Here is a 12,012-nt window from a genome sequence, read left to right as displayed (position 1 = left end):
GGTTACGATTTAGTAATGAAAGAGATGGGGAACAGGAGGAAGAGTATGAGAATTGATGGACGTAAGGAAGATGAGCTTAGAGTGATACATATTGAAAGAGATTATATAAAGCATCCGGAAGGTTCTGTATTAATTACTGTAGGAGATACAAAAGTGATTTGCTCTGCATCAATAGAGGATCGCGTACCACCTTTTATGCGAGGACAGGGGAAAGGGTGGATTGCAGCCGAGTATGCTATGTTGCCAAGAGCTACTGAACAAAGAAACATTCGTGAATCAAGTAAAGGAAAAGTTGCTGGTCGAACAATGGAGATTCAGCGACTAATTGGAAGAGCACTTCGGACGGTAGTTGACCTTGAAGCACTTGGAGAACGCACGATTTGGATTGATTGTGATGTAATTCAGGCAGATGGCGGCACTCGAACTGCTTCTATTACTGGCGCATTTGTAGCACTTGCACTGGCTGTAGAAAAAGGTATGAATCGAAAGCAAATTAAGAAAATGCCATTAACTGATTTTCTTGCAGCCACTTCGGTAGGAATTGATCAAGGTGGAACGGCTTTATTGGACCTTTGTTATAAGGAAGATTCCTCTGCTCATGTGGATATGAATATTGTTATGACTGGTAGTGGGGAATTCGTGGAACTACAGGGAACAGGTGAAGAAGCAACGTTTAATATGAATCAATTAAATGAAATGCTTGCGCTAGGTAAAGATGGTGTTGAGAAATTGATTCAGAAGCAAACAGAAGTGATCGGTGAGTTTGCTTCAAAAATAAAGGAGGAATCTACGGACGATGCGTAAACTTCTTATTGCAACAAAGAATGAAGGTAAAGTAAGAGAATTTAAGAGAAGGTTCGAGTCAGAAGAGCTTACTGTAATTTCTTTATTGGATCTCGAAGAAGCGCCTGACGTGGCAGAAACTGGTCATACTTTTGCGGAGAATGCCGTACTAAAAGCCGAAGCCATTATGAAATTAACAAACCAACCGGTTATTGCGGATGATTCTGGGCTTGTCATAGATGCACTTGATGGTGATCCCGGGGTTTATTCGGCTAGATATGCAGGACTCGATAAAAATGATGAAGCAAACATGGACAAAGTTCTCGAAGAAATGAAGAATGTACCTGAAGAAGATCGTGGAGCTTCTTTTCAATGTATTCTAGCGGTCGCCATCCCTGGTCAAAACACGGAAGTTTTTTCGGGTTCATGCAAGGGGACAATTGCTTTTGAACGTTCTGGAAACTACGGGTTCGGATATGATCCGATTTTCTACCTGCCTTCATACGGTAAAACGATGGCTGAACTTTCTCCTGAAGAAAAAAATGCTATCTCACATAGAGGACAAGCTCTTGATCGTTTAGAAAAGGGATTTAAGGATTTATTTTAAAACATATGGATAACTAATGATTTGAATTCGTTGAATATACGGCTTCTTTGCCTGAGTTAACATTAATAGCATTCATGACTCGACTCTAAATTGAAGAGGTGACGTGAGATGAAAGTTCTAGTTGTAAGTGATAATCATAGTTCTAAGGAAGAATTGCAGAATCTTGTAGAGAGACATCAAAATGAAGTCGAATGTATGATCCACTGTGGAGATTCAGAATTTGATTATGATGCATCTGAAATGCTACCTTTTCAGGTGAGAGTGAGTGGAAACTGTGATTACGACCATCGTTATCCAGATGAATCGGTCGATAAAGTAGGGGACAAAACTGTTTTTACGACCCATGGACATTTATATAATGTGAAAATGACGTTAATGAAATTGCAGTATAAAGCTGAAGAAGTACAAGCGGATCTTGTTTGTTTTGGTCATTCTCATGAGGTCCTATCTGTATATGAGGAAGGAACACTGTTTCTTAATCCTGGTAGTGTCAAACTTCCGAGAAAACCGCCGATTCAAACTTATGCGATTGTAGAATGGTCTGAAAATGATGTTAGCGTGACGTATCGTGATGAAACTGGGGAAATAGTAGAAGATCTTTCAAAAATATTTTCTCTCACTTAAGAAAAAACACAGCGAAGGCTGTGTTTTTCTAGTTTTTCTATTGACATTATTTTTGATATTCGTTATATTAATAAATGTCGCTACAAACTAAACAATGTCCCAGTAGCTCAGTAGGATAGAGCAACAGCCTTCTAAGCTGTGGGTCGGGAGTTCGAATCTCTCCTGGGACACCATATCTATAACGTAAAGGCATTTATCATTGTGATAAGATGGCTTTTTTTTTATACTTTGAGCTGTGTGAATGAACGTTGTTGATTTTTGGCTTATTTTCACGATGTGAAAATAAGGTTTCACTTGAATGAGCCCAAAACGACATTTCATCAATATAACCTAACATAGCTTACACATTAATGAGTACGTTCAGAAACGGTGCTGTACTGTGACTTGCTTTCAGGGGAACAATCACTTATCGTAGCGCTTTACTAATAGAGCGTGTGAAACAATAAACAAGCGGGAATAGAACCTGTAACGTGCTTCAACTTGAGTTTACAGGTGGATACTGATAAACTGATACCTAATCGTAGCTGCGCCTTTCCTGCTGTAAACTCTTTTAATAGAGAATATAAGAGAGTGGAGCGATTACGTCATGGATAAAGAAAAGCATGAGAGGAAAATAGTTTATTTTCCAAACGTGGCAGGCAAGCTTGTCGAAAAAGGAATGGCAGCACTTAAAGCTAAAGAAATTAAAGAGGCACATAAACATTTTAGTCAGCTACTTGAAATCGAACCAGATCATCCTCAAGGGAATTTTGGAATGGTCCTAAGCCTGGTTGAAATGGGCGATTTAAAAGAAGCATCTGAACGCTGTGAAACAATGATGCAGCAGGGTATCGGGGACTATTACGACATTTTTCAAGTATACATATCAATATTAGTTCAGCTTGGAAAGTATCAGAATGTAGTTACGATGATCGAAGCGGTATTGCAAGAAAATCAACTTCCGTCAAATATAGCGGAATCACTCTATCAGCTATTGCATTTCAGCAGGCAAATGACGAGTTATGATATCGATTCTGACGATGAGTTTGAAACTGTCCAAGAGGAAGATGCAGACAAGCTAATTGCTTATTTAGAAAGCAATAAGACGGAAAAACAGTGGTTGGCTATACAGAAACTGAGCGCTGTTAATGAGAAAAAGTCTATTCCAGTTTATCTTACATATTTAAATGCAACAGATAAGGATCCCCTCCTTAAAAGCCTGGTGTTACAGGTTTTAAGAGAAAAAGAGTTGAATCAAGAAGTTATCGTACATAAGTTTGGAAGAGAGATTACTGTAAATCCTTCCGAATTGAAGGATATTTTTCTGCAGGACTTTTCTTTAAGCGTTAAATCGAAACTTTCTCATGTGGTGGAACAGAAAAACCCAGCTCTTTTTGAGATGTGTATGCAAATTTGGTGGCATTATTTGTTCGCCATTTCGCCATTTGAAGCCGAACCATCGAACAGTGCTGTTTGGGCGGCAGCTGTTCATAAAGTGGCTTCTGAAATGAATGGTGAAGACTTGTTAAATGAGGAGCTTAGCGATTATTATGAAGTTAAGTCTTCTGAATTTGAGGTGGCTGCAAATCGGATCATGAACATTGAAAATCAGCCATTTTATCGCCCGTTTGAGTAGAAATACATGGAAATAGAATGTTTTGCCTTGCGATCATTCGGGAACATAGGTAAGCTGTACTATGGTTACGCGGTTTACAATCATACCGTATGTGTTGAAAAGTAACTGTTCTATGTTATAATAAAATGGTTGCAAACCCATATTTACTAGTAAAAGAGACCGTTTAAAAGACAGCAGACGCTTTTATACTCCAAAAGGCGTCATCTTTTTTAAACGCTCGATTAGTGGAAATATATTTATTGTTGGAGGTAATGTGTAAATGACTGCAAATTGGGAAAAGCTTGAAGGTAATCAGGGCGTTCTTACAGTAGAAGTAGACGCTACTGAGGTTAATAGTGCGCTGGACGAAGCGTTCAAAAAAGTCGTGAAACAGGTTAATGTACCTGGATTCCGTAAAGGTAAAATGCCACGCTCTCTTTTCGAAAAGCGTTTTGGTGTAGAATCTCTTTATCAAGATGCTCTTGATATTATTCTTCCTAAAGCTTATTCAGAAGCTATCGATGAATCTGGTATCGAGCCAGTTGATCGTCCGGAAGTAGACGTGGAGCAAATGGAAAAAGGTCAAAACTTGATCTTCAAAGCAACAGTAACTGTTAAGCCTGAAGTAAAACTTGGCGAATACAAAGGTCTTGAAGTTGAAGAACAAGAGACAAGCGTTACAGATGAAGAAGTGGAAGCAGAGCTTAAGTCACTTCAAGAAAAGCAAGCTGAGCTTGTTGTTGTTGAAGATGGAGAACTTCAAGAAGGCGATACAGCAGTAATCGACTTCGAAGGTTTCCTTGGTGAAGAACCATTTGAAGGTGGACAAGGCGACAACTATTCATTAGAAATTGGTTCAAACACTTTCATTCCTGGCTTTGAAGAGCAACTAATTGGTGAGAAAGCTGGTGCTGAGAAGGAAGTAACAGTTACTTTCCCTGAAGAGTATCATGCTGAGAATCTTGCTGGTCAAGAAGCGACATTCAAAGTTAAAATTCACGACATTAAGCGTAAAGAACTTCCTGAGCTTGATGATGAGTTCGCTAAAGATGTAAACGAAGAAGTAGAATCACTTGATGAGCTTAAGAAAACAACGAAAGAAAATCTTGAGAAACAAAAAGCAGAAGATGCTGATGTTCAAAAGAAAGACACGTTGATTGAAAAAGCTACTGAAAACAGCGAGATTGACCTTCCATCCGCTATGGTAGATGCAGAAGTTGACCGCATGCTTCAAGAATTTGAACAGCGTCTTCAACAACAAGGTATGAACCTTGAAATGTACTACCAGTTCTCTGGTCAGGATGAAAAAGCACTTCGTGAGCAAATGCAAGAAGACGGTGAAAAGCGCGTGCGTACTAACCTAACTCTTGAAGCAATTGCTGAAGCTGAAAATGTGGAAGTTTCTGAAGAAGAAGTGAATGAAGAACTTTCTAAAATGGCTGCAATGTACAACATGGAAGAAGAACAAATTCGTTCAATGCTTACTATGCAGGGTGGCACTGATGCACTTAAAGGTGACCTACGCATCCGTAAAGCAATCGATGTTCTTGTAGACAACAGTAAAAAAGCTTAATACAAGCTATTAGATTGGCTTATTTAAAACAAGGCGCTTAATCGCGCCTTGTTTTTACAAAAAGAAGTAGTAATGAAATGTAACAAATTTGCTAAACATAGTAGTAAGACAAAGAACTTGATACATAATAAGCTTTAAAGAGTCGTTTTATTTCGTATCCTTTTGCGTTATATGATACAATTTCATTACATAAATAGGATGAGAAACCAGTGGTGGATGCCCGTTAAGATTACTTCATGAGTAATTAAAGTTCAATTGGACTGACGGAGTTCCTTTGCAGATAGACCTACTCGGATTTCATCGAGATCAAAGGTTAGGGGTGAATTCATGTTTAAATTTAACGATGAAAAAGGACAACTTAAATGTTCTTTCTGTGGTAAAACGCAGGATCAAGTCCGTAAGTTAGTAGCAGGACCAGGTGTTTATATCTGTGATGAGTGTATTGAATTATGCACTGAGATCGTTGAAGAAGAACTTGGAACTGAAGAAGAGGTGGACTTCAAAGAAGTACCGAAACCTCATGAAATTTGCCAAATTCTTGATGACTATGTCATTGGGCAGGAAAAGGCGAAAAAATCACTTTCAGTAGCCGTTTATAATCACTATAAGCGTATTAATGCATCATCTAAACCTGATGATGTTGAGCTTGCGAAAAGTAATATTGCACTAATTGGACCAACAGGGAGTGGTAAAACGCTTCTCGCACAAACGCTAGCTAGAATTCTGAATGTGCCTTTTGCTATTGCGGATGCTACTTCATTAACTGAAGCTGGGTATGTTGGGGAAGATGTTGAGAATATTCTTCTTAAACTCATTCAAGCTGCAGATTACGATGTAGAAAAAGCTGAAAAAGGGATCATCTACATTGATGAAATTGATAAGGTAGCTCGTAAATCTGAGAATCCTTCTATTACACGTGATGTTTCTGGTGAAGGTGTTCAGCAAGCGCTACTCAAAATTCTTGAAGGTACAACTGCTAGTGTGCCTCCGCAAGGTGGACGTAAGCATCCTCATCAAGAATTTATTCAAATTGATACAACAAACATTCTCTTCATTTGCGGGGGAGCGTTTGATGGAATTGAACAAATTATCAAGCGTCGTCTTGGTAAGAAAATTATTGGATTTAGTGGCGAAGCAAAACAAGAAGATCTTAAACCAGGTGAATACCTAGGTAAGGTTCTTCCTGAAGACCTCCTTCGTTTTGGACTGATTCCTGAATTTATTGGCCGTCTTCCGGTTATTGGAAGCCTTGAGCCTCTAGATGAAGAAGCACTAGTAGAAATTCTTACAAAACCTAAAAATGCATTAGTGAAGCAATATCAAAAACTTCTTGAACTTGACGATGTTGAACTGGAGTTTGAAGATGATGCACTAGTAGAAATTGCGAAACAAGCAATTGAAAGAAAAACTGGTGCACGTGGACTTCGATCGATTATTGAAGGAATTATGCTTGATGTTATGTATGACCTTCCTGCTCGTGAAGAGATTAAGAAGTGCGTTTTGTCAGCTTCTACAGTAAGTGAGAAGACTACGCCTAAATTGATTCTTGAAGATGGTTCTGTTATCGACGAAGATAAGAAATCACCTAAAGAAAGTGCATAATTTCAAAGCCAATCGCCTGCGGGTGATTGGCTTTTTTGTGAGATGCCCTATCCAATTTGTGGATTGCCGGTTTATGGAACGAAACCTCAGGAGATACTAGTTCTATTGATCAATCTTCAGGAGGTAGGAGTATGAATTGGACAGGGATAGCACTTGCGATACAATTATTTTTTGGAATAGTGATCGGATTGTATTTCTGGAATTTGCTTCGAAATCAGCGAACCCAGAAAGTTTCAATAGATAAAGAATCGCGAAAAGAAATGGAGCATTTACGTCGATTAAGAAGTATTTCGCTAAGCGAACCGCTATCAGAACGTATTCGGCCAACTGGGTTTTCTGAAATTGTTGGTCAAGAAGAAGGGATTCGTACGTTAAGAGCCGCCATCTGTGGACCTAATCCGCAGCACGTGATTATATATGGACCGCCTGGGGTAGGCAAGACAGCGGCCGCCCGCCTCGTTCTAGAGGAAGCTAAGCGAAACCGTGGAACGCCTTTCAAAAATTCAGCCGTTTTTGTAGAACTAGATGCTACTACGGCACGCTTTGATGAAAGAGGAATTGCTGATCCTTTAATTGGTTCTGTTCACGACCCTATTTATCAAGGTGCGGGAGCTATGGGGCAGGCAGGCATTCCTCAGCCAAAGCAAGGAGCTGTTACGAATGCGCATGGAGGGATCCTCTTTATTGATGAAATTGGAGAGCTTCATCCCATTCAAATGAACAAGCTGCTAAAAGTTCTAGAGGATCGAAAAGTGTATCTTGAGAGTGCTTATTATAATGAAGAAAATACAAATATTCCTAACCATATACACGATATTTTCCAAAATGGATTACCAGCAGATTTTAGAATGATTGGAGCGACTACGAGAACTCCAGAAGATATTCCGCCGGCCATTCGTTCTAGATGTATGGAAGTTTATTTCCGTGAGCTGAGCCAGGAAGAAATCGCTCGTATAGCGACTAGAGCAGCGAAGAAATTAAACCTTACGCTCGATAACGATGGTATTGAGCGGGTTAGTCGCTATGCTAGAAATGGTCGTGAAGCGGTTAACTTAATGCAAATTGCGGCAGGACTGGCGATTACAGAAAATAGAGGAAGCATTACTGCGGCAGATATGGAATGGGTCATCCATGCCAGTCGACTTACGCCAAGACCAGAAAGAAAAATCCCTCTTTCCCCAGCAACAGGTGTTGTTAATGGGCTCGCAGTTTATGGACCAAACATGGGAGCTTTACTTGAAATTGAAGTGACAGCCGTTAAAGGGAAACTAGAAAAAGAAGGCTCTGTTACTATTACAGGTATTGTTGAGGAAGAAAGCATCGGGAATCAGTCAAAGTCGATTCGAAGAAAGAGCCTTGCGAAATCTTCTGTTGAAAACGTTATGACCGTATTAAAGTCGATGGGGATACCAGTGGGGGCTTATCATCTACATATTAACTTTCCTGGAGGTGTTCCTGTAGATGGTCCCTCAGCAGGGGTTGCTATTGCGACAGGTATATACTCTGCTGTTAAGGGAAGTCCTGTTAATCATAAAGTTGCAATGACTGGTGAAATTAGCATTCATGGGTTTGTTAAACCTGTCGGGGGCGTTTTTGCCAAAGTAACAGCTGCACGGGATGCTGGTGCTGAATTAGTCCTCATCCCATATGAGAATAATGAAGAAATGCTGAAAGTCATAAAAGGTATTACTGTAGTACCGGTAAAACATCTGTCAGAAGTATTTGACGCAGCCTTTATGATTGAAAAAGCGCAAGAATTTCCTTCCATTGTAATAGGAAAATCCCAGCCCGGAAGTTAGGGGGCGGGGATTTTCTTTGTGCATTGAAGAAAAGTCAAAGAAAAAGGTGAAATAAATTAGATCAGCTAACATAGCTAAAAAAGACTGCCAGGCGCGTTTTTCTATTGTAAGTAAGTTTTTTTGGAGTTTGAGCAGGGATGATTAGACAAGTAGAAGAAACTTAGGATACAATGAAGTACAACTTATCAATAGAATAAGCTCGGATAATTACGAATCATAACGTTTTTTAGTTTGTTGTCTGGAGGTGCCGTGATTGAAGAATGAACATAAAACATTGCCATTGCTGCCTTTAAGAGGTTTGCTTGTATACCCATCAATGGTTTTACATCTTGATGTAGGACGTGAGAAGTCTGTACAAGCACTTGAGAAGGTTATGATGGATGACCAGAAAATTTTTCTATCTACACAAAAAGAGGTGGAAATTGAAACACCTGAAGTAAAAGATATCTACGAAATTGGAACACTTGCAACGGTTAAGCAAATGCTGAAATTGCCAAATGGCACAATAAGAGTGCTTGTTGAAGGGCTCCAACGAGGAAAAATTGTAGAATTTAAAGATACAGAAGAGTTTTATGAGGTTGAAGTAGAGCAAATTAATGAAAGCGCAGATAAGAATGTTGAAGAAGAGGCATTAATGCGAACAGTTCTTGATTTATTTGAACAATACATTAAAGTTTCGAAGAAAGTGACCGCGGAAACATTTGCTTCTGTAAGTGATATCGAGCAACCCGGACGGCTTGCTGATATTATTGCTTCTCATCTTTCATTAAAGATTCGCCAAAAGCAAGAAATTCTAGAAACCTATAGTTCACAAGAACGATTAAATAAGCTGATTGAAATTCTTCAAAATGAAAAAGATGTAATCGATCTTGAAAAGAAAATTGGTCAGCGTGTAAAACGGTCGATGGAGAAAACACAAAAAGAGTATTATCTTCGCGAACAAATGAAGGCGATTCAAAACGAACTGGGTGAAAAAGAAGGTAAAACTGGTGAGATCGCAACACTGAAAGAGAAAATTGAAGAAGCGGATATGCCCGAATCCGTTCAAGAAATGGCGTATAAAGAGCTTGATCGGTATGAGAAAATTCCGCAAAGCTCTGCTGAAAGTTCTGTTATTCGTAATTATATTGATTGGTTAATTCAAGTACCCTGGTCAAAAGAAACGACGGATAACCTAGATATTAATCATGCAGAAAAGATTCTTGATGAAGATCATTACGGTCTTGAGAAAGTAAAAGAACGTGTGCTAGAATATCTTGCTGTTCAGCAACTCACCAAATCGCTCAAAGGACCAATTCTTTGTCTTGTTGGACCACCTGGTGTAGGTAAAACATCACTTGCAAGATCTGTCGCTCGTTCCATTGGACGAGAGTTTGTGCGAATTTCTCTTGGTGGTGTGCGTGACGAGGCTGAAATACGAGGTCATCGTAGAACCTATGTTGGAGCTATGCCAGGTCGAATCATCAGAGGGATGAAAAAAGCAGGCACTGTTAACCCTGTTTTTCTATTAGATGAAATCGATAAAATGTCTAATGACTTCCGTGGTGATCCATCATCTGCCTTATTGGAAGTGCTTGATCCGCAACAAAACAACACATTTAGTGATCATTATATTGAAGAGCCGTATGATCTGTCGAAAGTGATGTTCGTAACAACAGCTAATAATCTTGCAACGATACCGGAACCACTTCTTGATCGTATGGAAGTCATTCAAATTGCAGGGTACACTGAAATTGAAAAAGTGAATATTGCTAAGAATTATCTTGTACCAAGACAGCTTGAAGAGCACGGATTGAAAAAAGGAAATCTTCAGCTCAGAGAAGAGAGTCTTTATAAGCTTGTGCGTCACTATACGAGAGAAGCTGGTGTTCGTAATCTTGAGCGCCAAATTGCTACGGTTTGTCGAAAAGCAACGAAATTAATTGTTTCAGGTAAGAAAAAACGCGTTATTGTTACTGAAACTATGCTTGAAGAGCTGCTTGGACATCCGAAATTTCGTTATGGTGAAGCTGAGAAGGAAGATCAAATTGGAACGGCCACGGGTCTAGCTTATACGACGGCTGGTGGAGACACCCTTGCTATTGAAGTTTCCCTATCACCTGGTAAAGGTAAGCTCATTTTAACAGGGAAACTTGGCGATGTGATGAAAGAATCAGCTCAAGCTGCGTTTAGTTATATTCGCTCTAAGTCAGAAGAGCTATCCATTGACCCGTCGTTCCATGAGTCGAACGACATTCATATTCACGTACCAGAAGGGGCTACTCCAAAAGATGGTCCATCAGCAGGGATTACAATTGCCACGGCTCTTGTATCCGCATTAACAGGCAAGGCTGTTCGAAGAGATGTAGGGATGACCGGTGAGATTACGTTACGTGGACGTGTTCTGCCGATTGGTGGACTTAAAGAAAAATCGCTTAGTGCGCATCGAGCTGGTTTAACCACTATCATCATGCCAAAGGAAAATGAAAAAGATCTGGATGATATTCCAGAAAGCATTCGCAAAGATTTAACATTCCTTCCAGTCTCACATTTGGATGAAGTGTTAAAAACCGCACTTGTGGGGGAGAATAAATGAAAGTAACGAAATCAGATTTTATAATTAGTGCTGTTAAGCCAGAGCAATATCCTGTAGATGGTTTACCTGAGATTGGCTTAGCTGGCCGATCTAACGTAGGGAAATCTTCTCTTATTAACACGCTAATTAATCGAAAGAATCTTGCTAGAACATCACAAAGACCTGGTAAAACCCAAACGCTTAATTTTTATTTGATTAATGAGCTTTTGTATTTTGTGGATGTTCCTGGTTATGGCTTTGCTAAAGTATCCAAGAAAGAAAGAGATGCCTGGGGGCGTATGATTGAGACTTATTTAACTGATCGAGATCAGCTTAAAGCGGTCATTCAAATTGTTGATTTACGTCACTCTCCATCTAATGATGATGTCGTGATGTACGACTGGTTAAAGCACTATGAAATACCAGTAATTGTTGTAGCGACGAAATCGGATAAAATCCCTAAAGGAAAATGGGATAAACATTTAAAAGTTGTTAACCAGACGCTGAAAATTGAACCATCCGACAAGCTCGTCACGTTTTCTTCTCATACTGGACAAGGTAAAGAAAATGTATGGGGTGCAATTAAATCTTATTTGTAGTTATCAAGCCCGGTCAATAGATCGGGTTTTTCTTTATGATTATTTTTCAGATAATTAGAAATTTAAGGTTTTTAATTCAAATAGAAAGGGAATGGAAATAAAATGAAGCAAACAGAAGGATATAGAGGCTGGTTTTCTATTATCCACTCTTAGGAGGAATTAGGAGGTGTACAAGCCACAAGTCAGAATTGATAGAAATGTCTAAAAATTGGTATTATAAAAGTATCGCAGTTTACATAATCATAACTGCAAGTTTGAAAAGTCGTTCAAGGGGGAC

Annotated in this window: 9 protein-coding genes and 1 tRNA gene; all 10 read left to right on the top strand. The window is 39.3% G+C overall.

Annotated features, from left to right (window positions below):
• The first annotated feature begins 45 nt into the window (after window positions 1-45).
• Entirely contained in the window at window positions 46-804 is a 759-nt protein-coding gene (gene rph / locus AC0VYH_RS15715) for a ribonuclease PH (RefSeq protein ID WP_430243984.1), read from the top strand.
• Window positions 797-1,390: an XTP/dITP diphosphatase gene (locus AC0VYH_RS15710; protein ID WP_194219370.1), complete on the top strand. Its 594-nt coding sequence runs from the start codon at window positions 797-799 to the stop codon at window positions 1,388-1,390. Before rph ends, AC0VYH_RS15710 begins: the two co-directional genes overlap by 8 nt.
• 108 nt (window positions 1,391-1,498) lie before the next feature.
• Window positions 1,499-2,014, top strand: a complete 516-nt coding sequence (locus AC0VYH_RS15705; protein WP_475365567.1) for a metallophosphoesterase — start codon at window positions 1,499-1,501, stop codon at window positions 2,012-2,014.
• A 96-nt stretch (window positions 2,015-2,110) separates the two neighbouring features.
• A tRNA-Arg gene (locus tag AC0VYH_RS15700) sits at window positions 2,111-2,187 on the top strand.
• A 413-nt stretch (window positions 2,188-2,600) separates the two neighbouring features.
• Window positions 2,601-3,629: a tetratricopeptide repeat protein gene (locus tag AC0VYH_RS15695; RefSeq protein WP_475365566.1), complete on the top strand. Its 1,029-nt coding sequence runs from the start codon at window positions 2,601-2,603 to the stop codon at window positions 3,627-3,629.
• 259 nt (window positions 3,630-3,888) lie between these two features.
• The gene (tig, locus tag AC0VYH_RS15690) at window positions 3,889-5,181 is read left to right on the top strand and encodes a trigger factor (protein WP_194219373.1); all 1,293 of its coding nucleotides are present in this window, start codon (window positions 3,889-3,891) and stop codon (window positions 5,179-5,181) included.
• Between the two features lie 327 nt (window positions 5,182-5,508).
• Window positions 5,509-6,783 carry an ATP-dependent protease ATP-binding subunit ClpX gene (gene clpX, locus AC0VYH_RS15685; RefSeq protein ID WP_194219374.1) on the top strand — a complete coding sequence of 425 codons (1,275 nt, stop codon included), beginning with the start codon at window positions 5,509-5,511 and terminating at the stop codon, window positions 6,781-6,783.
• Between the two features lie 131 nt (window positions 6,784-6,914).
• Window positions 6,915-8,582: an ATP-dependent protease LonB gene (gene lonB / locus AC0VYH_RS15680; RefSeq protein WP_430243990.1), complete on the top strand. Its 1,668-nt coding sequence runs from the start codon at window positions 6,915-6,917 to the stop codon at window positions 8,580-8,582.
• A 253-nt stretch (window positions 8,583-8,835) separates the two neighbouring features.
• Window positions 8,836-11,157 (top strand): endopeptidase La, encoded by a 2,322-nt coding sequence (lon, locus tag AC0VYH_RS15675; RefSeq protein WP_194219376.1) that lies wholly within the window; start codon window positions 8,836-8,838, stop codon window positions 11,155-11,157.
• Window positions 11,154-11,735, top strand: coding sequence for a ribosome biogenesis GTP-binding protein YihA/YsxC (gene yihA, locus AC0VYH_RS15670; protein WP_194219377.1), 582 nt, complete (start codon window positions 11,154-11,156; stop codon window positions 11,733-11,735). The genes lon and yihA overlap by 4 nt, the downstream gene beginning before the upstream one ends.
• Window positions 11,736-12,012 lie beyond the last annotated feature (277 nt).

This window comes from Anaerobacillus sp. QJM3NY_32, assembly GCF_056173645.1.
The sequence above is the reverse complement of the archived record's forward strand: the minus strand, read 5'-3'. Positions and strand labels throughout refer to the sequence as shown.

Bases quoted from the DNA above. Each gene is read 5' to 3' on its own strand.
- AC0VYH_RS15710 (WP_194219370.1), top strand. From the start codon at position 797: ATGCGTAAACTTCTTATTGCAACAAAGAATGAAGGTAAAGTAAGAGAA.
- AC0VYH_RS15705 (WP_475365567.1), top strand. From the start codon at position 1,499: ATGAAAGTTCTAGTTGTAAGTGATAATCATAGTTCTAAGGAAGAATTG.
- tig (WP_194219373.1), top strand. From the start codon at position 3,889: ATGACTGCAAATTGGGAAAAGCTTGAAGGTAATCAGGGCGTTCTTACA.
- rph (WP_430243984.1), top strand. From the start codon at position 46: ATGAGAATTGATGGACGTAAGGAAGATGAGCTTAGAGTGATACATATT.
- yihA (WP_194219377.1), top strand. From the start codon at position 11,154: ATGAAAGTAACGAAATCAGATTTTATAATTAGTGCTGTTAAGCCAGAG.
- clpX (WP_194219374.1), top strand. From the start codon at position 5,509: ATGTTTAAATTTAACGATGAAAAAGGACAACTTAAATGTTCTTTCTGT.
- lonB (WP_430243990.1), top strand. From the start codon at position 6,915: ATGAATTGGACAGGGATAGCACTTGCGATACAATTATTTTTTGGAATA.
- AC0VYH_RS15695 (WP_475365566.1), top strand. From the start codon at position 2,601: ATGGATAAAGAAAAGCATGAGAGGAAAATAGTTTATTTTCCAAACGTG.